This is a genomic window from Micromonospora sp. CPCC 205539, assembly GCF_036906815.1.
GTDB lineage: Bacteria > Actinomycetota > Actinomycetes > Mycobacteriales > Micromonosporaceae > Micromonospora.
Genome location: NZ_JBAKHW010000003.1, coordinates 108878 through 130261, shown reverse-complemented (window position 1 = coordinate 130261; position 21384 = coordinate 108878). Strand labels below are relative to the sequence as shown.

Annotated in this window: 17 protein-coding genes; 9 read left to right on the top strand and 8 right to left on the bottom strand. The window is 72.1% G+C overall.

The features are described 5' to 3' along the window. Window positions 1-259: 259 nt before the first annotated feature. Complete coding sequence (locus V6V47_RS04270) at window positions 260-1468, bottom strand: DUF349 domain-containing protein (protein ID WP_334626626.1); 1209 nt, start codon at window positions 1466-1468, stop codon at window positions 260-262. A gap of 150 nt (window positions 1469-1618) precedes the next feature. Here V6V47_RS04270 and V6V47_RS04265 point away from each other — a divergent pair, with 150 nt between their 5' ends. Genes V6V47_RS04265 through dapF form a run of 3 tightly spaced genes read left to right on the top strand, consistent with a single transcriptional unit; the run spans window position 1619 to window position 4171 of the window. Beyond that, complete coding sequence (locus V6V47_RS04265) at window positions 1619-2386, top strand: hypothetical protein (protein WP_334626625.1); 768 nt, start codon at window positions 1619-1621, stop codon at window positions 2384-2386. Then, window positions 2383-3312 (top strand): tRNA (adenosine(37)-N6)-dimethylallyltransferase MiaA, encoded by a 930-nt coding sequence (gene miaA / locus V6V47_RS04260; protein ID WP_334626624.1) that lies wholly within the window; start codon window positions 2383-2385, stop codon window positions 3310-3312. Before V6V47_RS04265 ends, miaA begins: the two co-directional genes overlap by 4 nt. Window positions 3313-3319: 7 nt before the next feature. Continuing rightward, window positions 3320-4171 (top strand): diaminopimelate epimerase, encoded by an 852-nt coding sequence (gene dapF, locus V6V47_RS04255; protein ID WP_334626623.1) that lies wholly within the window; start codon window positions 3320-3322, stop codon window positions 4169-4171. Window positions 4172-4463: 292 nt separating this feature from the next. Here dapF and V6V47_RS04250 read toward each other — a convergent pair whose 3' ends face one another. Next, complete coding sequence (locus V6V47_RS04250; protein WP_442934180.1) at window positions 4464-5930, bottom strand: NAD-dependent malic enzyme; 1467 nt, start codon at window positions 5928-5930, stop codon at window positions 4464-4466. 185 nt (window positions 5931-6115) lie between these two features. Between V6V47_RS04250 and hflX the strand changes: the two genes are divergently transcribed. Continuing rightward, window positions 6116-7570 carry a GTPase HflX gene (gene hflX, locus V6V47_RS04245; RefSeq protein WP_334626622.1) on the top strand — a complete coding sequence of 485 codons (1455 nt, stop codon included), beginning with the start codon at window positions 6116-6118 and terminating at the stop codon, window positions 7568-7570. Window positions 7571-7620: 50 nt separating this feature from the next. After that, entirely contained in the window at window positions 7621-9312 is a 1692-nt protein-coding gene (locus V6V47_RS04240) for a hypothetical protein (protein ID WP_334626621.1), read from the top strand. 78 nt (window positions 9313-9390) lie between these two features. Here the strand turns inward: V6V47_RS04240 and lexA are convergent, their stop codons facing one another. Next, entirely contained in the window at window positions 9391-10176 is a 786-nt protein-coding gene (gene lexA / locus V6V47_RS04235) for a transcriptional repressor LexA (RefSeq protein ID WP_334626620.1), read from the bottom strand. A 524-nt stretch (window positions 10177-10700) separates the two neighbouring features. Between lexA and nrdR the strand changes: the two genes are divergently transcribed. Both nrdR and V6V47_RS04225 read left to right on the top strand, forming a co-directional pair. Next, window positions 10701-11204 (top strand): transcriptional regulator NrdR, encoded by a 504-nt coding sequence (nrdR, locus tag V6V47_RS04230; protein ID WP_334626619.1) that lies wholly within the window; start codon window positions 10701-10703, stop codon window positions 11202-11204. 65 nt (window positions 11205-11269) lie between these two features. Next, complete coding sequence (locus V6V47_RS04225; protein ID WP_334626618.1) at window positions 11270-14164, top strand: vitamin B12-dependent ribonucleotide reductase; 2895 nt, start codon at window positions 11270-11272, stop codon at window positions 14162-14164. Between the two features lie 96 nt (window positions 14165-14260). Here V6V47_RS04225 and V6V47_RS04220 read toward each other — a convergent pair whose 3' ends face one another. Both V6V47_RS04220 and V6V47_RS04215 read right to left on the bottom strand, forming a co-directional pair. After that, a complete protein-coding gene (locus V6V47_RS04220) occupies window positions 14261-14812 on the bottom strand; it encodes a TetR/AcrR family transcriptional regulator (protein WP_334626617.1) in 552 nt (183 codons plus the stop codon). Between the two features lie 62 nt (window positions 14813-14874). Then, a complete protein-coding gene (locus V6V47_RS04215) occupies window positions 14875-15987 on the bottom strand; it encodes an FAD-dependent monooxygenase (RefSeq protein ID WP_334626616.1) in 1113 nt (370 codons plus the stop codon). Between the two features lie 95 nt (window positions 15988-16082). Here V6V47_RS04215 and V6V47_RS04210 point away from each other — a divergent pair, with 95 nt between their 5' ends. After that, on the top strand, window positions 16083-17018 hold the full coding sequence (locus V6V47_RS04210) for a DUF2332 domain-containing protein (protein ID WP_334626615.1): 936 nt from the start codon (window positions 16083-16085) through the stop codon (window positions 17016-17018). A 44-nt stretch (window positions 17019-17062) separates the two neighbouring features. Here V6V47_RS04210 and V6V47_RS04205 read toward each other — a convergent pair whose 3' ends face one another. Genes V6V47_RS04205 through V6V47_RS04195 form a run of 3 tightly spaced genes read right to left on the bottom strand, consistent with a single transcriptional unit; the run spans window position 17063 to window position 20220 of the window. Then, complete coding sequence (locus V6V47_RS04205; protein WP_334626614.1) at window positions 17063-18004, bottom strand: MerR family transcriptional regulator; 942 nt, start codon at window positions 18002-18004, stop codon at window positions 17063-17065. 33 nt (window positions 18005-18037) lie between these two features. Then, on the bottom strand, window positions 18038-18901 hold the full coding sequence (locus V6V47_RS04200; RefSeq protein ID WP_334626613.1) for an alpha/beta fold hydrolase: 864 nt from the start codon (window positions 18899-18901) through the stop codon (window positions 18038-18040). Between the two features lie 47 nt (window positions 18902-18948). Next, window positions 18949-20220 carry an MFS transporter gene (locus tag V6V47_RS04195; protein ID WP_334626612.1) on the bottom strand — a complete coding sequence of 424 codons (1272 nt, stop codon included), beginning with the start codon at window positions 20218-20220 and terminating at the stop codon, window positions 18949-18951. Window positions 20221-20390: 170 nt separating this feature from the next. On the opposite strand from V6V47_RS04195, the gene V6V47_RS04190 reads away from it, so the two are divergent. Beyond that, window positions 20391-21380 carry an asparaginase gene (locus V6V47_RS04190; RefSeq protein ID WP_334626611.1) on the top strand — a complete coding sequence of 330 codons (990 nt, stop codon included), beginning with the start codon at window positions 20391-20393 and terminating at the stop codon, window positions 21378-21380. Window positions 21381-21384: the final 4 nt, after the last annotated feature.

Genomic DNA, 21384 nt, shown 5'->3' with positions numbered 1-21384 from the left:
GGCGGCCCGACCCGTCGTGGGCCGCGTGGCGCGGGTGGCGGGTGGCGCGGGCCGCGTGGCGCGGGTGGCGGGTGGCGCGGGCCGCGTGGCGCGGGTGGCGCGTGGTGCGGGCCTTGTGGCGCGGGTGGCGCGTGGTGCGGGCCTTGTGGCGCGGGCCGCAGGTGGCGGGACGTGCGTGGTGTGGTGTGGCCGTGGGGATCGGGATACGCGGGAGCCCCCAGTCCCGTGGAGGGATCGGGGGCTCCGGGAACGCGTCAGGTCAGCCGGCCTGCTCGGCGAGCTGGAGGAACTGCCGCTTGGAGGCGAGGGCCTGCTCGGCCTCCTTGATCCGGCGGGTGTCCCCGGCGCTCTGGGCACGGGCCAGCCGCTCCTCGGCCTCCGCCACCTGCGCCCGCATCTGGGCGAGCAGCGGGTTGTCCTCCTTGGTGGTGCGGCGCCACGCCGAGTCCATCACCTCGCGGACCTTGTCGTCGATGACGCGCAGCCGGCGCTCAAGCCCGGCGGCGGCCTCCCGGGGCACCCGGCCGGCCTCGTGCCACTGGGCCTGGATCTCCCGCAGCTTGGCCTGGGCGCCCTTGGGGTCACCGTCGACGTCCAGGGCCTCAGCCTCGGCCAGCAGCGCCTGCTTGCGCTCCAGGTTGCCGCGCTGCTCGTTGTCCCGGGCGGAGAAGACCTCGCTGCGGCGGCTGAAGAAGGCGTCCTGGGCGGCACGGAACCGTTCCCACAGCTTCTGCTCGGCCTCCTTGGAGGCGCGCGGAGCGGCCTTCCACTGGGTCATCAGCTCCTTGAGCTGATTGGCGGTGGCCGCCCAGTCGGTGGACTCCTTGAGCTTCTCCGCTTCGGCGACCAGCTCTTCCTTGACCGTCTGCGCCTGCTTGCGCTGCGAGTCCAGGGAGGCGAAGTGGGCACCCCGGCGACGGGTGAAGCCGTCCCGGGCGGCGGCGAACCGCTTCCACAGCTCACCGTCCGCCTTCTTGTCGACCCCGCGAATGGTCTTCCACTCGTCGAGGATCTCCTTGAGCCGGTCCCCGGCGGTCTTCCATCCGGTGGACTCGGCGGCGAGCTTCTCGGCCTCCTCGACCAGCGCGGTCTTGCGAGCCAGGGCCTCGCCGCGGGCGGCGTCCCGCGCGGCGCGCGCCTCGCCGGCCTTCTCCTCGGCGAGGGTGGCCAGCTTGTCGAGCCGTGCGGCCAGCGCGTCGATGTCGCCGACCACGTGGGCCTCGGGCAACGTCGTGCGGATCCGCTTGATCGTGCTCAGCGAGTGCCCGGCGTCCGCCGCACCCGAGTTGAGCCGCGCCTCGGTCAGGTCCACCTCGGTCACCAGGTCGGCGAAGCGGCGTGCGAAGTGCGCGAGGCCCTCCTCCGGCGCTCCCGCCTGCCAGGATCCGACCACCCGCTCGCCCTCGGTGGTCTTGACGTACACGGTGCCGTCCGCGTCCACCCGTCCGAAGGCAGTCCAGTCGCTCATGTGCCCATCCTCGTTCTCCCGGTGCCGAGGGAATCGTCCCCCGTCACCGCCACGGCGCAGTCAAGTTGCTTCCGGCATTGTCACAGGTCCGACCCGGTCCGCGTCGAGCGCCTATCGCCGACCGTGACCATACGGTGTCCTAGGGCCCCAATGACCGGATCGGCGCGGAGACGCTCCGGGGATTCCCGCTACGGTGAACAGGTGCCCCTGGTCGCCGCCGCCGTCTGCCCACATCCGCCCCTGCTCGTGCCCGAGGTGGCCGGCGCCGCCGCGTCGGAGCTGGCCGACCTGAGGGCCGCCTGCGACACCGTCGTCGGCCGGCTGTTGGTCGTCACCCCGGACGTGGTGATGCTGCTCGGCACCGGCCCGGCGACCGGCCCGGTCCTTCCCCCGGCCACCGGGTCCCTCCAGCCCTGGGGCGTCGACCTGGACGTGCCGCTGACCCCGGGTCAGCCGGACCGGGGTGCGGTGCTCCCGCTGAGCCTGACCATCGGCGCGTGGCTGCTGGCCCGGCAGGGCGTCAGGGTGCCGGTGACCGCCGTGCAGGTGGCCGCCGACGCCGGCCCGGCCGAGCTGGGCGCGCTCGCCGACCTGGTCGCCGCGGCGGGCGCCCGGGTGGCGCTGCTGGTGCTCGGGGACGGGTCGGCCTGCCGGGGGGAGAAGTCCCCGGGGTACGACGACTCGCGTGCCCACCCGTACGACCAGCGGGTCGCCGCAGCCCTGGCCGACGCGGACCTGGACGTCCTGCTCGGCCTCGACCCGGTTCTGTCCACTGAGCTGAAGGCCGCCGGCCGGGCCCCCTGGCAGGTGCTCGCCGGCGCGGCCCGGGCGGCCGGTGGTGGCTGGCGCGGCGAGTTGCTGCATGATTCGGCGCCCTACGGCGTCGCCTACTTCGTGGCCTCCTGGGCGCCCGCGTGACCGGCAACGGAGCCCACCCGGGCACGGTCGTCGCGGTGGTCGGCCCGACGGCGGCGGGCAAGTCGGCGCTGAGCATCGCGCTGGCGCACGCCCTGGACGGCGAGGTGGTCAACGCCGACTCGATGCAGCTCTACCGGGGGATGGACGTCGGCACCGCCAAGCTGACCCCGGCGGAGCGGGCGGGCGTGCCGCACCACCTTCTGGACATCTGGGACGTCACCGAGCCGGCCAGCGTCGCGGAGTACCAGCGGCTGGCCCGCGCGGCGGTGGACGACATCCTGTCCCGGGGCCGGGTGCCGCTGCTGGTCGGCGGCTCCGGGCTGTACGTGCGGGCGGTGCTGGAGCGCTTCGAGTTCCCCGGCACCGACCCGGCGCTGCGTGAACGGCTCGAACGGGAGCTGGCCGAGGCGGGCCCCGCACCGCTGTACGCGCGGCTCCGCGCTGCCGACCCGGCGGCGGCCGAGGGCATCCTGCCCGGCAACGGCCGGCGGATCGTCCGGGCCCTGGAGGTGATCGAGCTCACCGGCGCGCCGTTCACCGCGTCGCTGCCCGAGCCGACCCCGTACTACCCGTCCGTGCAGCTCGGCGTCGACCTGGACACTGCGCTGCTCGACGAGCGGATCGCGCTGCGTGTCGACCGGATGTGGGCCGACGGTCTGCTGGACGAGACCCGGGAGCTGGCCGGGCGGGGTCTACCCGAGGGGCGGACGGCCAGCCGGGCACTCGGCTACCAGCAGCTGCTGCGCTTCTTCGCCGGGGAACTCACCGAGACGCAGGCGCACGAGGAGACCGTCCGAGCCACCCGGCGGTTCGTCCGCAGGCAGCGGTCCTGGTTCCGGCGCGACTCGAGGATCCAGTGGCTGGACTCGGCTGCACCGGACCTGATCGAGGCCGCCCTGCGACTGGTGCCCGCCGCTGCGCGATGATGGGAACGTGCAGTTCATCAAGGGCCACGGCACCGGCAACGACTTCGTCCTCCTCCCCGACCCGGACGGTCAGCTCGACCTGACCCCGGAGTTGGTCGCGGCGCTCTGCGACCGGCGGCGGGGCATCGGCGCGGACGGGGTGCTGCGCGTGGTCCGGGCCGCCAAGCATCCGGACGGCGCCGGGCAGGCCGGTGAGGCCGAGTGGTTCATGGACTACTGGAACGCGGACGGCTCCTACGCCGAGATGTGCGGCAACGGCTCCCGGGTCTTCGTCCGTTACCTGCTCGAGAGCGGGCTGGCCACGCCGACCGCCACGTCGCTGCCGGTGGCCACCCGAGCCGGTCTGGTGCGCGCCCTGGTCGAGGGGGACACCATCGCCGTCGAGATGCGCCGCCCCCGGCTGTCCGTCGGCTCCACCGCGACCCTCGGCGCGTTGACGCTGCCCGGCACGGCCGTGGACATCGGCAACCCGCACCTGGTCTGCGTACTGCCGGCCGGCGTGGAGCTGTCCGCGCTGGACCTCACCACGGCGCCCGGGTTCGACGCGGAGGTCTTCCCGACCGGGGTGAACGTGGAGTTCATCGTGGCGGGCGAGCCCGTCGACGGCACGGACGAGCACACCCTCATGCGGGTGTACGAGCGCGGCAGCGCGGAGACGCTCTCGTGCGGCACCGGGGCCTGCGCCGTGGCTGCCGTTGCCCTGCGCGACGCTGCCCGGGACACCGGCACGGTCGCCGTCGATGTCCCCGGTGGCCGGGTCACGGTCACCGTGACCGAAGACTCCTGCTGGCTCGCCGGCCCCGCCGTCCTGGTGGCAGCCGGAGAGGTCGACCTGGCCGCACTGCCCACCTCCCGCTGAGGCACCCCCGGCCCGCCCGCGCCTGGACTGGGCCGCCCCCGGGCCGCCCCGGGCCGCCCCGAGCTGGGCCGGCACGACACTGAGCCGCCCCGACACTGGGCTGGAGCGTCCAGTGCGGGCCCTTTGCTCTGCTTCACTCCACGCAACAGCCGATGTCCGCTTACCGGACACTGGCTGTTGCGTTGGTTGAAGCAGAGCAAAGGACTAGAACCGACGAGCACGCCGGTGTCGCCGTCGTCGAGCGCCGTCGGCGTCGAGCGTCGTTGGTGGCGAGCGCCGTCGGTGGCGAGCGTCAGGGGGTGGCGCTGGCGTTGGCGGCGATCTCGGGCAGGTCGGCCGGGCCGGGGTCGGCAGCGGGGATCGGCGTGGGGTTGTTGGCGGCGGCGCGGACGGCGGCGGCGACCGCCGGGGCGACCCGGGAGTCGAAGACGCTCGGCACGATCACCGTCGGGTTGATCTTCTCCTCGCCGACCACGTCGGCGATGGCACGGGCGGCGGCGATCGCCATCTCCTCGGTGAACTCCTCCGCGTGCGCGTCGAGCATGCCGCGGAACACGCCCGGGAAGGCGAGCACGTTGTTGATCTGGTTCGGCTGGTCCGACCGGCCGGTGGCGACCACCGCGGCGTGCTTGCGCGCCTCCCGCGGGTCGACCTCCGGGTCCGGGTTCGCGAGCGCGAAGACGATCGAGTCCTTGGCCATGCCGGCGATGTCGTCACCGGTGAGCAGGTTCGGCGCGCTGACCCCGATGAACACGTCGGCGCCCCGGATCGCCCCGGGCAGGTCCCCGGCGTAGTTTTCCTTGTTGGTGTTGTCCGCCAGCCACTGCCAGGCCGGGTTGAGCCCGGTCAGGCCGCGGTGCAGGGCGCCCTGTCGGTCGTACGCGATGATGTCGCCGACGCCCTGGCGCAACAGCAGCTTCATGATCGCGGTGCCGGCCGCACCGGCGCCCGAGACCACCACCCGGACGTCCGCGAGCTGCTTGCCCACCACCCGCAGCGCGTTGGTCAGCGCGGCCAGCACGCAGATCGCGGTGCCGTGCTGGTCGTCGTGGAAGACCGGGATGTCCAGCAGCTCCCGCAGCCGCGCCTCGATCTCGAAGCACCGCGGCGCGGCGATGTCCTCCAGGTTGATCCCGCCGTACGCCGGCGCGATCGCCTTGACGATGGCCACGATCTCGTCGGTGTCCTGGGTGTCCAGCACCACCGGCCAGGCGTCCACCCCGCCGAAGCGCTTGAACAGCGCCGCCTTGCCCTCCATCACCGGCAGCGATGCGGCCGGGCCCAGGTTGCCCAGGCCGAGCACCGCCGAACCGTCACTGACCACCGCGACGGTGTTGCGCTTGATGGTCAGCCGGCGGGCGTCCGCCGGGTTCTCGGCGATCGCCATGCAGACCCGGGCGACCCCCGGGGTGTACGCCCGGGACAGCTCGTCGCGGTTGCGCAGCGCGACCTTCGAGGTCACTTCGATCTTGCCGCCCAGGTGCAGCAGGAACGTGCGGTCCGACACCTTGCGCACGTCCACGCCCTCCAGCGCGGTCAGCGCGTCGACCACCTGGTCGGCGTGGCCGGAGTCGGCGGTGTCGCAGGTCAGGTCGACGATCACGTGGGTCGGGTCCGAGTCCACCACGTCCAGCGCCGTGACGATCGCGCCAGCCTCGCCGACGGAGGTGGTGAGCCGGCCGATCGAGGATGCGTCCGCGGTAACGGCGATCCGGACGGTGATCGAAAATCCGGCACTCGGCAGTCGGGTGATAGCCACGGGATCCCTCCGTAACGGCTGTGCGGCCGGTCGGCCGCCGCCCCGCATTTCTACCGGGTTGTCCAGGCCGACCGGCATGCGCCCCCGCTTTTGGCGACGCTCGGCACGGGCATATAGCAGGTGCGTTCGGCGTTGCGTCATGTCAGGATTACTTTCTACTTATCAAAACGGACAGGGAGCACCGCTTGCGAGACCAGGAGAGCTTCATCCCCGTCGAGGACGACCTCGACGACGTCACCACCGGTGAGATGGAGCTGTCGGAGCGGCAGTCACTTCGACGCGTCCCCGGCCTCTCCACCGAGCTCACCGACATCACCGAGGTCGAATACCGCCAGCTGCGGCTGGAGCGGGTCGTCCTGGTGGGTGTCTGGACCGAGGGCACGGTGACCGACGCGGAGAACTCGCTGACCGAGCTGGCCGCGCTCGCCGAGACCGCCGGCTCGGAGGTCCTCGAAGGGCTGATCCAGCGCCGCACCCGACCCGACCCGGCGACCTACATCGGCCGCGGCAAGGTCGATGACCTCGGGGCCGTGGTGCTCTCCACCGGCGCCGACACGGTGATCTGTGACGGTGAGTTGTCCCCGTCACAGCTGCGCAACCTGGAGCAGCGCACCAAGGTCAAGGTGGTCGACCGCACGGCGCTGATCCTCGACATCTTCGCCCAGCACGCCAAGAGCAAAGAAGGCAAGGCGCAGGTCGAGCTGGCCCAGCTCGAATACCTGCTGCCGCGACTGCGCGGTTGGGGCGAGACGCTCTCCCGGCAGACCGGCGGCAGCGGCCGGGGCGGCGGCGCCGGCGGCGGCGTGGGTGTGCGTGGTCCCGGTGAGACCAAGCTGGAGACCGACCGGCGGCGCATCCGCCACCGCATCGCCCGGCTGCGGCGCGAGATCAAGAGCATGAAGACGGTACGCCTCACCAAGCGCGCCCGACGCTCCCGCAACGCCGTCCCCGCGGTGGCCATCGCCGGCTACACCAACGCCGGCAAGTCCAGCCTGCTCAACCGGCTGACCGATGCGGGCGTGCTGGTGGAGAACGCGCTGTTCGCCACGCTGGACCCGACCACCCGCAAGGCCACCGCCTCGGACGGGCGGATCTACACCCTCTCGGACACGGTCGGCTTCGTCCGGCACCTGCCGCACCAGATCGTCGAGGCCTTCCGCTCGACGCTGGAGGAGGTCGCCGAGGCGGATCTGGTGGTGCACGTCGTCGACGGCGCCCACCCCGATCCGGAGGAGCAGGTCCGGGCGGTCCACGAGGTGCTCGCCGAGGTGGGCGCGGACAAGCTCCCCGAGCTGCTGGTGGTCAACAAGACCGATGCGGCCGACGAGGACGCGCTGCTGCGGCTCAAGCGGCTCTGGCCGGACGCGATCTTCGTATCCGCCCACACCGGGCGGGGCATCGAAGGGCTGCGCGAGGCGATCGAGGAGCGGCTGCCGCGACCGGCCGTGGAGGTCCGGGCCGTCCTCCCGTACGACCGGGGCGACCTGGTGGCCCGGGTGCACCGCACGGGCGAGGTGCTCAGCACGTCGCACCTGCCGGAGGGCACCCTGCTGCACGTCCGGGTCGGTGCGGCGCTGGCTGCGGAATTGGCGCCGTTCGACGTCGAGCGGCAGGGTCAGGCGGCCGGCAGCCGGTCCTGACCGGTCACGGCGTCATCCAACTGAAACGCGTGGCATGCGACACTGGCCGAATGCGCCGCGTCGTTTCTACGGTCACGGTTGCCCTCGGCCTGCTCGGGGCAACCGTGGCGCTCGCCGGAGTCGCTGTCGCGGCTCCCGCCCCGACATCGTCCGAGCTGCCCGCTGCCGCGCCTGGTAAGAAGCGGTGCACGGTCACGGACGAGCGGCTGCGGGAGTTGTCCGGCCTGATCGTGACCAAGAGTGGCTATGTCGTCATCAACGACGGCAGCGACAATGAGGCACGCGAGCGGGTCTTCTTCCTGGACAGCAAGTGCAAGGTCTCGAAGGAGCCGGTCCGCTACTCGTTGCAGGGCCCGACCGACACCGAGGATCTTGCCCTCTCCAAGGATGGCAGCACCCTCTGGATCGCCGACATCGGCGACAACGCGAAGGAACGCCGCGAGCGGGTCGCGGTCTGGACGATGCCGGTCACCGGAGCCAAGCAGCCGGTGCTGCACCGGCTCTCGTACCCGGAGGGCAAGCCGCACGACGCCGAGGCGCTGCTTGTCGGTGACGACGGCAAACCACTGATCATCACCAAGGTGACCAGCGGCAAGGCCGAGATCTACACCCCGTCGGCGGCCTTGAAGAGCGGCGACAGCGACCCGGTGCCGATGAGCAAGGTCGGCGACATCGCGTTGCCCGCTACGGAGACCGAGAACCCGCTCAGCACGTTCGGCCGGGTCGCGATCACCGGCGCGGCGCGCTCGCCGGACGGCACCAGGGTGGTCCTGCGCACCTACGCGGATGCCTTCGAGTACGACGTGACCGGTGGTGACATCGTCGGTGCGCTCACCACCAGCAAGCCCCGGGTGACGCCGCTCGCCGACCCGTTCGGCGAGGCGATCAGCTACACCACGGACGGCAAGACCTTCGTGACGGTCTCCGACGGTGGCCAGTTCAGCCAGGACGAGCCGATCGACATTTTGAGCTACACGCCGTCCACCGCGACGGCCGCGCCCTTGGCAGGGGACGGCTCCACCAAGCCGGCCGCCTCCCAGTCCTGGTTCGACGGGCTGAGCATCGACGACATCACGTACCTGGTCGGTGCGGTCGGCGTGCTCGGCCTCCTGCTGGTCGGCGCCGGCATCATCGGCATCGTCCGGGCCCGTCGCCGCCCGCCGGCCGCTGACGAGTCCGACCGCTCGGACGCGGGCGGCGACCCCGTCGGCCCGCGTGGTGGCCGTGCCGCAGACGGCTTTCCGGGCAATGACCGCCCGGGTGGCGTCTACGGCGGCGGCGCGCCGGCGGGTGGCGCGGTGTACGGCGGCGGTGGCGGTGGCCGTGGCGGTCCCGCCCCGGCGGGCGGGGCGGTGTACGGCGGTGGACGCCCGGCGGGCGCCGGCGAGGGTTACGGTGCGGCTCGGCCGGGCGGTGGCGGGGGCGGTGTCTACGGCGGCGGCGGTCGGCCCCCAGCGGGTGGCGGTCGGCCCCCGGTGGGCGGCGACGGTCGGCCCGCGGGTGGCGGCGGTGGTCGGCCCCAGGGCGGTGGTCGGCCTCAGGGCGGCGGCCGGCCCGGCAACGGCGTGTACGGCGGCGGTGGCCAGCCCGGCTCCGGTCGGGCGGAGCCGCCTCGGCGCGGTGGGCCGGAGCCCGACTACCAAGGCCAGCGGCCCGGCCGTCGGCGTGACGACGATGCCCCCGCTGACCCGTACGGGCAGTATCCCGGGGGCGGTCGCGGCCCGCGGGGCGACCGCTACTGACGGCTTTCGGTGCGGGGCACCGCACCGGAGGTGAACGGGCGCGGGTGAGCGCCGTCGGCACCCACCCGCGTCAACTGGTCAGATCCGGCGCAGCACCGCGACGACCCGCCCCATGATGGTGGCGTCGTCGCCGGGGATCGGGTCGAAGGCTGGGTTCTGTGGCATCAGCCAGACGTGCCCGTCACGCCGCCGGTAGGTCTTGACGGTCGCCTCGCCGTCGAGCATGGCGGCCACGATCTCGCCCGAGTCGGCGGTCGGCTGCTGCCGGACCACCACCCAGTCGCCGTCGCAGATCGCCGCGTCGAGCATCGAGTCGCCCTTGACTTGGAGCATGAAGACCTCGCCCTCACCCACCAGCTCGCGGGGGAGCGGGAAGATGTCCTCCACCGCCTGCTCGGCGAGGATGGGCCCACCGGCGGCGATCCGGCCGAGCATCGGCACGTACGCCGGAGTGGGGCGCTGCGAGCGGGTCAGCTCGTCGTCGATGGCCTCGCTGGGGGCGCGAACGTCCACCGCCCGGGGGCGGTTGGGGTCGCGGCGCAGGAAGCCCTTCTTTTCCAGCTCCTTGAGCTGGTAGGCGACGCTGGACGGCGACACCAGGCCGACCGCCTCGCCGATCTCCCGGACGCTCGGCGGGTAGCCGTGGCGCTCCACCCAGGTGCGGATGAACTCCAGGATCCGACGCTGCCGCGCGGTCAGGTCGACCGTCGCCGGGTCGGGGAAGGTGCTGACCACCGGGGTGACCTGGCGCACGGCGGGCTGGCCCGCCCGGCTGCGCGCGGCGCCCCGCCGTCGGGTGGCCGGCGGGCCCGCCTCGGTGATCTGCTGCGGGCTCTTCGGCCGGCTTACCCGGTCCTCGGTCACGTCCGTCCTCCCTGGTCGGCGCTGGGTGCCTTGTCGGCTCGTGGTGCGTGCGGTGGTGCATGACAGTGCGACACCGAGTCTGGTGAAGATCCATCGCGCCCGGTTGTTCCTGACCGTATAGGTGAGATCGGTCATTTTCAAACATCTGTACGACCTCTCACCGGCGTGTCGGGGTGAAAAACCACTCCGGTCGTACGGATGTTCTGATAAATGGTACGTCGGATAGCACGTCTGTTCGATTATCGACCTGTTCGCCGGACCCGCGCCGGCGCGGGGATGACCGGATGGTCCGTGACGCGCCGGACACGCCGGCCAACTTGACCCGGGTTCGCCAGCGACATACGGTCGACCCCTAGATGTAGTAGTGACACGGGCGTAAGTCGCCTACAGGTTGGGTCCGACTACCGACCGCACTCCCGTAAGGTCGAGCACGGCGGGCGTCATCGAAGGATGGCACCGCCGTGGTGGGCCGTGCCCGGGAGTGTCCGGTACGGCCCGAGTTGATCATTATTTGGAGGTAGGCGATGCGGTGTCCGTACTGCCGGCACGCCGACTCCCGGGTGGTTGACTCGCGGGAGGCCGATGACGGCCAGCTCATCCGGCGGCGACGGTCCTGCCCGGAGTGCGGCAAGCGGTTCACCACCGTCGAGGAGGCGGTCCTCGCGGTCGTCAAGCGCAGCGGTGTGACCGAGCCGTTCAGTCGTACGAAGATCATCGGCGGGGTGCGCAAGGCGTGCCAGGGCCGGCCGGTCGACGAGGACTCGATCGCGCTGCTCGCCCAGAAGGTCGAGGAGACGGTGCGGGCCAAGGGTGCGGCCGAGATCCCCAGCCACGACGTGGGGCTGGCGATCCTGGGCCCACTGCAGGGCCTGGACGAGGTGGCGTACCTGAGGTTCGCCAGCGTCTACCGGTCCTTCGACTCGCTCGCCGACTTCGAGCAGGAGATCGAGACATTGCGGGCAGCCGCGCGCGCCCGGGAGGGCGCGGCAGGGGCCGGAGCGACGGGGACGTCCGGCCGTACCAATTGATGTGTGTGCGTTGTTGACAGGTTGGACGCGCGGCGGGTGACCGCGCGGACGAGGGGGCGGATGAGATGTCGGGGGATGGTGTGACGACAAGCAGGTCACGGAGCAAGGCCGGCGCGAGCGCGGGGCTGAAGATCGATCGGGTGTGGACGACCGAGGGGGTCCACCCGTACGACGAGGTCGCCTGGGAGCGCCGTGACGTCGTGATGACGAACTGGCGGGACGGCTCGATCAACTTCGAGCAGCGGGGGGTGGAGTTCCCGGAGTCGTGGAGCGTCAACGCCGCCAACATCGTCACCACCAAGTACTTCCGGGGCGCGGTGGGGACCCCGGAGCGGGAGTGGTCGCTCAAGCAGCTGATCGACCGGGTGGTCACCACCTACCGCACCGCGGGTGAGGAGTACGGCTACTTCGCCAGCCCCGCCGACGCGGAGATCTTCGCGCACGAGCTGACGTGGATGCTGCTGCACCAGGTGTTCAGCTTCAACTCGCCGGTGTGGTTCAACGTCGGTACGCCGTCGCCGCAGCAGGTCAGCGCCTGCTTCATCCTGGCCGTCGACGACTCGATGGACTCGATCCTCGACTGGTACAAGGAGGAGGGGCTGATCTTCAAGGGCGGCTCTGGCTCCGGCGTCAACCTGTCGCGGATCCGCTCGTCCCGTGAGCTGCTCTCCTCCGGCGGCAACGCCTCCGGCCCGGTCAGCTTCATGCGCGGCGCGGACGCCTCGGCCGGCACCATCAAGTCCGGCGGCGCCACGCGGCGCGCGGCCAAGATGGTCATCCTCGACGTGGACCACCCGGACATCCAGGAGTTCGTGGTCACGAAGGCGCGCGAGGAAGACAAGATCCGCGCGCTGCGTGACGCCGGGTTCGACATGGACCTCGGCGGCTCCGACATCGTCAGCGTGCAGTACCAGAACGCCAACAACTCGGTCCGGGTCTCCGACGAGTTCATGTCGGCGGTGGAGAACGGCAAGGGCTTCGACCTGCGCGGCCGGCTGGACGGCGCGACGATCGAGACCGTCGATGCCAAGAACCTCTTCCGTGCCATCTCCCAGGCCGCCTGGGAGTGCGCCGACCCGGGTCTGCAGTACGACGACACGATCAACGACTGGCACACCTGCCCGGAGACCGGGCGGATCACCGCGTCCAACCCGTGCTCGGAGTACCTGCACCTGGACAACTCCTCGTGCAACCTGGCCTCGCTCAACCTGATGAAGTTCCTCAAGGCCGACGGTGGCTTCGAGGTGGAGAAGTTCGTCAAGTCGGTCGAGTTCGTCATCACCGCGATGGACATCTCCATCTGCTTCGCGGACTTCCCGACCGACAAGATCGGCGAGACCTCCCGCGCCTACCGGCAGCTCGGCATCGGCTACGCCAACCTGGGCGCCCTGCTGATGGCCACCGGCCTGCCGTACGACTCGGACCAGGGCCGCTCGGTCGCCGCGTCGATCACGTCCCTGATGACCGGCACCGCCTACCGCCGCTCGGCCGAGCTGGCCGGCGTCGTCGGCCCGTACGACGGCTACGCCCGTAACGCCGAGCCGCACAAGCGGGTCATGCGCAAGCACGCGGCCGCCAACGACGAGATCAAGCCGACCAGCCCGGTGGCCACCGCGATCGTCCGCGAGGCGACCAAGCAGTGGACCCAGGGCAACAAGATCGGTGACAAGTTCGGTTGGCGCAACGCGCAGGCGAGCGTCCTCGCCCCGACCGGCACGATCGGCTTCATGATGGACTGCGACACGACCGGCGTGGAGCCGGACCTGGCGCTGGTCAAGTTCAAGAAGCTGGTCGGTGGCGGCTCGATGCAGATCGTCAACCAGACGGTTCCGCGCGCCCTGCGCAGCCTCGGCTACCCCGAGGAGCAGGTCGAGGCGATCGTCGAGCACATCGCCGACAACGGCCACGTCGTGGACGCCCCCGGCCTCAAGCCGGAGCACTACCCGGTCTTCGACTGCGCCATGGGCGAGCGGACGATCGCCCCGATGGGTCACGTGCGGATGATGGCGGCCATCCAGCCGTTCGTCTCCGGCGCCATCTCCAAGACGGTCAACATGCCGGAGGCGGCCACCGTCGAGGACGTCGAGAAGATCTACTTCGAGGGCTGGAAGCTCGGCCTCAAGGCGCTGGCGATCTACCGGGACAACTGCAAGGTCGGCCAGCCGCTCTCGGTGGCCAAGTCCAACAAGGCCACCGAGCCGGCCGCCGTCGAGACCGCGTCGGCCGCGCCGGCCGCGGTGGAGAAGGTCATCGAGTACCGGCCGGTGCGCAAGCGCCTGCCGAAGAAGCGTCCGTCCGAGACGGTCTCCTTCTCCGTCGGCGGTGCCGAGGGCTACCTGACCGCGTCGTCCTACCCGGACGACGGTCTCGGCGAGGTCTTCCTCAAGATGTCCAAGCAGGGCTCCACCCTGGCCGGCGTGATGGACGCCTTCTCGGTGGCCATCTCCATCGGCCTGCAGTACGGGGTGCCGCTGGAGACGTTCGTCAGCAAGTTCACCAACATGCGCTTCGAGCCGGCCGGCATGACCGACGACCCGGACGTGCGCATGGCGGCCTCGGTGATGGACTACATCTTCCGTCGCCTCGCGCTGGACTTCCTGCCCTACGAGCGCCGTGCCGAGCTGGGCATCTTCACCGCCAGCGAGCGGGCCGCCCAGCTGCGGGCGGAGGCCGACGCGGAGGCCGCGGCGGTCACCGGTGCGGAGTTGACCGCGATGGCGTCCTCGGCCCCGGTCGAGGTCGTGGCCAAGCCGGAAGCCGTCGCCCAGCCGGCCCAGGAGCTCGCCGACGTGGCCGCCGCCAAGCCGGCCCCGTCCGTGGGGTCCAGCACGGAACTGCTCGAGGCCGTGATCGGCAAGGCCGCCGACGCACCGCTCTGCTTCACCTGCGGTACGAAGATGCGCCCGGCCGGTAGCTGCTACGTCTGCGAGGGCTGCGGCTCCACCAGCGGCTGCAGCTGATCGCTGCGTAACGAGATGCCTCCCGCCCGAACCTGGGTGGGAGGCATCTCGTCGTCGGTGTCGCCCGCCGGGCTGGCAACGCCCCGCCGGTGCGTCTCAGGACGGTGACCCGCCCACGCCCCGGCGGAACGTGTCGACGACCAGGTCGGCCGCTTGCGGGGCATCCATGTCGGGTAGGTGATGGGCAGCGCTGTCCACTAGTTGATCGAGGACCGTTCGTGCCCACGCCAGCGAGATGTCGGCACGGAGAAAGCCCTCGTCGGCCGCGCGTTGGAGGAAGGTGTCCAGGCGCTGGCTCTGCTCCTCGCGCCGAGTGGTGGCCTTGGGGTCCTCCCGCATCATCCGGCGGGTATCGACGGGCCACGCACGACTGACCGGAATGATTCCTTCCACGTAGCGATGCAGCGCGACCGCTACGGGCGCTTCCGCGAGCCGCGCCTCATCCAGGACCCGTTCGGAGGAGTCGAGCTTCGCCTCGAAGACGGCGCTGAGCAGGGCCTCTCGAGTGGCGAACCGGCGGTGCACGGTGGTGCGGTCCACGCCCGCCGCGCTGGCGATCGCCGAGATCGAGGTGCTCGGGTCGTCGGCCAACAGTCGGGCCCCGGTGCGCAGGACCGCAGCGAGGTTACGTGCCGCATCAGCTCTCATGATGTCGCCCATCGTACCAGCGGTAGCACTTGGAACCTTAGCTGCGACAATGGTGTCGCAATTCAGGGCTGGGCGAACAACGGCCCGTAGTTCGACCGGAACATCCGCTCGCCGAGGCGGCTCAGCACCGTGTCGCGCAGCATCGGCGGGAGCCCCGTGGCCTTGTCCCGGCGATGGGTCTGACCGAGCACCCAGTCGGTACGCGGCCGGCGGCGCGCCTCGTACGCGCGCAGCGCCTTGCCCAGGTTCCCGGCTGCGACGAGCGACTCGGCGAGCACGACGGCGTCCTCCAGGGCCATGGCCGCGCCCTGCGCCATGTTGGGCGAGGTGGCGTGCGCGGCGTCACCGACCAGCAGCACCGGCCCCCGGGACCAGGTGTCGAGCACGACCTCCTGGTTCGGGCCGGCGTGCAGGGTGCTGGCGTCCGAGTCGAGGGCCTTGAGCATGGCGGCGGCCGGTTCGGGGTACGTCGCACCCAATTCGTCGCGCCACCCCGGCCGGTCGGGCACCGCGCCGTCGTTGTAGTAGCAGTACGTCTGCTCGTCGCTGATCGGGATCGTGAGGAACTGCTTGCCCCGCCCCAACTGCACCGACCAGACCGGCTCGGCGTCGATCCGGGGGGCGAGCCACCGGTACGCGTACTGACCGAGCGACCGCGCCGGCTGGCCGTCGAAGGCGAGCCGCCGGACCGACGAGTTCACCCCGTCCGCGCCGATCACCAGGTCGTACCGCTCGGTGCCGCCGTCATCGAACTCGACCGCAACCAGGTCGCCCTCCCGCACCAGCGCGACCGGCTGGCGGCCCCACCGGATCGGGATCTCGCCGATGCCGTCGAGCAGTGCCCGGTGCAGGTGCGCGCGGGGCAGCGACACGCAGGGTCCGACGCCGTGCCACAGCGCCGCCACGTCAATGTCGAAGAGGCGGCGTCCGCGCTGGTTGGTGCTGCGCTGCCGGGTGATCTCCACGGCGACGTCGGCGATCGGCTCGCGCAGGCCCAGGACGTCGAGCACGCGGGTCGCGTTGCCGGTGAGGTAGATGCCGGTGCCCGAGTCGGTGGGCCCGGGTGTCCGCTCGACCACGTCCATCGTCGCGCCCCAGGTGCGCAACGCGGCGACCGTCGCCAACCCGGCCACGCCGCCACCGACGATCAGTACCCGGACCCCGTCACCCCGCACGACAAATTCCTCCCCTGGTTACGCCGGCAGGCCGGCTGAGCTGCTGCTCAACGGCCAGGCCGCCGCCGCACTCTACGAAGTGCGATCATCAGGCGATGACGACGGCTGAGGTGTATGTCGAGTTCGCCACTCGCGAGGCGCACGGTGTCTCGCCCGCGTACGAGCGACTGTCGCTCGCCGTCGCCCGCGACGAGGAGCTGCTCGCCCTGCTCGGCACACTTCCGCCGGCGAAACGGCAGCCGAACCTACTGTTCGGGGTCGTCCGGTGGCTCGGCGGCCCGGTCGACGACCCGGCCGCGTTCCGCGACTACACGGTGACGAGGTGGCCGGCCATCGAGGCGCAGCTTCGCACCCGGGCCACCCAGACGAACGAGGCCGGCCGATGCGCGGTCCTGCTGCCGGTGCTCGCCGCGCTGCCCCAGCCACTCGCCCTGCTGGAGGTGGGTGCCTCCGCCGGGCTCTGCCTCTATCCCGACCGGTACGCCTACCGCTACGGCGAGCACCGGGTCGGCTCGGGGGAGCCGGTGCTGGAGTGCGCCGCCGACGGGCTGGTGCCGCCGGCCCGCGTACCCCGAGTGGTGTGGCGGGCCGGCCTGGACCTCAACCCGCTCGATGTGACCGACCCGGCGGACGTGGCGTGGTTGGACGCGCTGATCTGGCCGGAGCACGCGCACCGGCGGGCCCGCCTGCGGGCCGCGGCCGCGATCGCCGCGGCCGATCCGCCGCTGCTGGTCCGTGGTGACCTGGTGGACGACCTGCCAGCGCTGGCCGCGCGGGCGCCGGCGGACGCGACGCTGGTGGTCTTCCACACCTCGGTGCTCTACCAGGTGCCCGCGCCGCGCCGGGACGCGTTCGTCCGGCTGGTCCGCGAGCTGCCCGGGCACTGGATCGCGAACGAGGCCCCGACCGTGCTGCGGCACGACGCGTTGCCCGATCCGCCGGACGAGGCGCTGCACAACGTCCTGGCGCTGGACGGCACACCACTCGCCTGGGCCCGAGGCCACGGCCAGGCGATGACCTGGTTCGCCTGACCGCAGCGAGCCGGCCAGCGGGCCAGCCGGGTAGCCGGCCGTGGTCAGGCGGTCGGCTCCGGCGCGCGGGCGCGCAGGGCCCGGCTGAACCACTCCAGCGCCGGCCCGACCGCGCCACCGGTCGACCAGCCGTTGATCACCGAGAGCAGGTGGAGGTACCGGTCCCGGCGGGGGTCGTTCGCCGCCGTCACCCGATCCAGCAGTCGTCGGCGCAGGTCGGCGTCGTCGGGCAGTTGGGTGAGGTGCGCGTACCGGGAGGTGACCGCCGCCACCACGGGATCGGCCTCGGGGCCGGTCGGGTCGAGACCGGCCGCCAGGGCGGGCGCCACCGCGTCCCGGACCACCGCGACGGCGTCCGGGCGGGGCAGCCCGGGGACGTCGTGGTCGGCGGCGTGCTGCCGCGCCAACCGTCGCATGCTGCCCCGGAACGTGGAGTCCCGACTCAGCTCGGCCAGCTCCAACCATGCCTCGATTTGCTCGGTGCTGGGCTCGTCGGGCAGCGCCGGCGTCATCGAGACGACAATTCCCGGGTACGCGGGCCGGTCTCCGAGACCGGCGAAGACGGTGTCCAGGAAGTCGGCGACCAGGTGCTCTCGTTCGCCCGTCGTGAGCCGGGCCAGCCGGTGCAGGTCATCCACCTCGGCCGGGCCCGACCCGCGCCGGGCCGCCACGGTGAACACCGCCCGGCGCAGCCGCAGCACGCGGATCTGCACCGCCAGCGCCTCGGCGTGCGCGGCGGCCACCTCGGCCAAGGGCACCTCGCGGTCCACCACCCGCCGGATGGTGGACAGGTCCACACCCAGGTCGCGCAGCGTCCGGACCAACTCCAGGCGGGCGACCGCGTCGGCGTCGTAGCGGCGGTAGCCGGCTCGGCTGCGGTCGGTGGGCGGCACGATGCCCCGGTCGGAGTAGAACCGGATCGCCTTGACGGTCAGCCCGGTCCGCCTGGCCAACTCGCCGATCGAGTAACGCGTGTCGCCGTCCATGCCTCCACCCTGCGGTCTCCCCCGGCAGGAGACTCAAGCCGCCGGCGGCGATGGTCGGTCGAGGAACGCCGCGAGCGTCGCGGTGAACGCCTCGGCGTCGTCGAGCCAGGGGTAGTGCCCGGCGCCCACCTGCACGACCACCTTGGCGTCGGGCACCAGCCCGCCGAGCTGCGCCACCAGGCCCGGCGGCGCGCCGAGATCGACCTCTCCGGCGAGGAGCAGCACGGCGCCTCGGTGCGCGGCGAGCGCGGCGCGGGTGGCCAGCGGGTCGAAGGCCCCCTCGCCGCCGAAGATCCGGGCCGCTTCACCGTTGCGCTGGCCGGACTCGGCCGCCTGGTGGGCCTGGGCCGCCGCGTCCCACTGACCGTAGAAGAACGGCGCGACCGCCTGCCAGGCTTCCGGGCTGGCCGCGCCGGCCACTATGGATTCCAGTGCCATGGTCGCTGCGGGAAACCACGGCTCGGCCGCCCTAACCTGGGTCACCTCTTGGCGCAGTGCGGCGGTCGCGGCCAACCCCACCGCCCGCGTGCTCGGGGTGACCAGCGCGAGCCGGCCCACCCGATCCGGGTACCGGGTGGTGTACACCAGCGCCTGGTTGGCGCCGGCGGAATGCCCGAACAGGTCCAGTCGGTCGAGGCCCAGGTGCCGGCGCAGTGCCTCCACATCGTCGCCCAGGTGGTCGCAGCGGTAGGTGGAGACGTCCGCCGGCACGGCCGACCGGCCGGTGCCCCGGTTGTCGAGGATGACCAGCGTCCGGTGCGCGGCCAGGCCGCCAAGGTCACCGAGGTACGCCGAGTCACGCATCGGACCGCCGGGCAGGCAGACCAGCGGGTGACCGCCGCCGACGGTCCGGTAGGCGAGTGTGGTCCCGTCGAACGCGACGAAGGTGTGGGTCATGGCCCCTCCGATGTTCGTCGACTGGTCAACCCGAGCATCGTCGGACCCTACGACGGAACCGCCGGCGTGTCGCGCATTCGGCGCAGTGGTGAGCAGACCACGAACAGGCACGCGGCCCAGGTGCCCAGTACGCACACCCAGAGCGCGCCGCGTAGCCCCAGCGCGGTGCCGAGTGTGCCGCCGGTCAGCGCGCCGAGGGGGATCACCCCGAAGCAGATCCAGAGGAACGCCGCGTTGACCCGGCCGAGGAGCGTCGGCGGGGTGATCCGCTGTCGGTACGACATCGCCGCCACGTTGAACAGCACCGCGTTGGCTGAGAACGCGGCCAGCCCGACCCCGTACAGCAGCAACCCCCAGCCGGGCCGTGCCAACGGCATCAGCAGGTAGAACGGGCCGGGGACGGTCATCGCCACCCAGATCACCCGAGCCGAGCCGAGCCAGGCCGACAGTCGGGCGGCCAGCACCCCCACCACCAGCCCACCGACGGCGCTGACCGAGAAGACCAGCCCCACCTGCACCGGGGTGGCGTGCAGCTCGCGGACCAGGAAGATCACCTCGATCGAGCTGGACGCCATCACGAAGAAGTTCGACCAGGTGGTGCACGCCAGGATGCTGACCAGGATCGGCTGCCGCCGGATGAAGCCCAGCCCTCCGGTCAGCTCCACCCGAAGCGGCACCCGGGGGGCCGGCTCGCGGCGTACCGGCGCCTCTCGGATCAGGACCAGTGTCAGCGCGCTGACCAGGAAGGCGAACCCGTTCGTCAGGAACGTCCGCGCGGCGCCGATTACCCCGATCAACGCGCCGCTGACCGTCGGGCCGACCAACTCGGCGGCGTCCTGGCTGATGGTGAGCTTGGCGTTGCCGTCCACCAGCAGGTCGGCCGGCACCAGGCGAGGCAGCAGGCTCTTGTACGCCACGGTGAACAGCACGGTGAGCACACCGCCGAGCCCGACCACCGCGTACAGGAAGGGCAGGGTGAGGTGACCGACCAGCGCGGCCACCGGCAGCGACAGCATGAGCGCGGCCCGACCCAGGTCGCACGCGATCATCAGCCGCCGCTGGTCGAGCCGGTCGGCGACGATGCCCGCCGGCAGCGAGAAGAGCAGGTACGGCAGCCAGGCCAGGACGGTCAACAGGGAGACCTGGAAGACGCTGGCGTGCAGGGTGTCGGCGGCGAGCAGCGGCACCGCGACGCCGGCGATCCGGGTGCCCAGCTCGCTGACCGTCTGACCGCTCCAGAGGAGCAGGAAGTTCCGGCTGCGCCAGAGCGACGGGCCACGCCCTGCCGGGGCCTCGATCACCTGCTGGGTCACGCTCATTGCCCGTCTCTGTGGTCGCGGTCCACCGAAGGACCTGGTGGCGCGCGGACACTATCCGGGCCGCGGTCCGGCGCGACACCGCATTTCGCGCCACGGGGCACGCCGCGGGGCCGGACGGGTAGGGTCCCAGGGCTCCCGGGAACCCGGGTGGCGGAACGGAGGCTCGACCGGTGTCCATCGCCCTGATCACCCTCGGCGGCACGATCGCGATGGGCGGCGTCGACGCCGGTCGTCCCGGCGTGGTCACCCGCCTCACCGGCGCGGACCTCACCGCCGCCGTACCCGGCCTCGCCGAGTTGGGCGTACCCGTGGACGTGCGGGACACCCGGGCGGTACCCAGCGCCAACCTCACCGGTCGCCACCTGCTCGACGTGGTCGCACAGGCGTCCCAGGCCGTCACCGAAGGCGCCACCGGCGTGGTGGTCACCCAGGGCACCGACACTCTGGAGGAGACGGCGTTCCTGGCCGACCTGGTCTGGCCGCACGCCGCCCCGCTGGTCTTCACAGGCGCGATGCGCAACCCCACCCTGGCCGGCGCCGACGGGCCAGCGAACCTGCTCGCGGCGCTGCGGGTCGCTGCCGCACCGGCCGCCCGTGACCTGGGCGTGCTGGTCGCCGTCAACGACGAGGTGCACGCCGCCCGCTGGCTGCGCAAGACGCACAGCACCAGCACTGCCACGTTCGCCGCACCGAACGCGGGCCCCGTCGGGCAGGTGATCGAGGGGGAGGTACGGCTGCTGACCCGGCCACAGCGGCACGAACCACTGCCGTCGGTCGACCCGGACCGGCTCGACGCCACCCGGGTGGCCCTGTACGTGGTGACGCTGGAGGACGACGGGTTGCTGCTGGACGGTCTGGCCGGCACCCACCAGGGTCTGGTGGTCGCCGGCTTCGGGGTGGGGCACGTGCCGGCCGCGCTCGCCCCGGTGCTCGGTGACCTCGCCGATCGGATGCCGGTCGTGCTCACCTCCCGGTCCGGGGCCGGGTCGGTGCTGCGGCACACGTACGGCGCCGTCGGCTCGGAGACCGACCTGCAACGGCGCGGCCTGCTCAACGGTGGGCTGCTCGACCCGTACAAGGCGCGGGTGCTCCTGCGGCTGCTGCTGGCCGCCGGCGCTGGCCGGGACGAGGTGGCCGGTGCCCTGGCCCGGCACGGCTGACCGG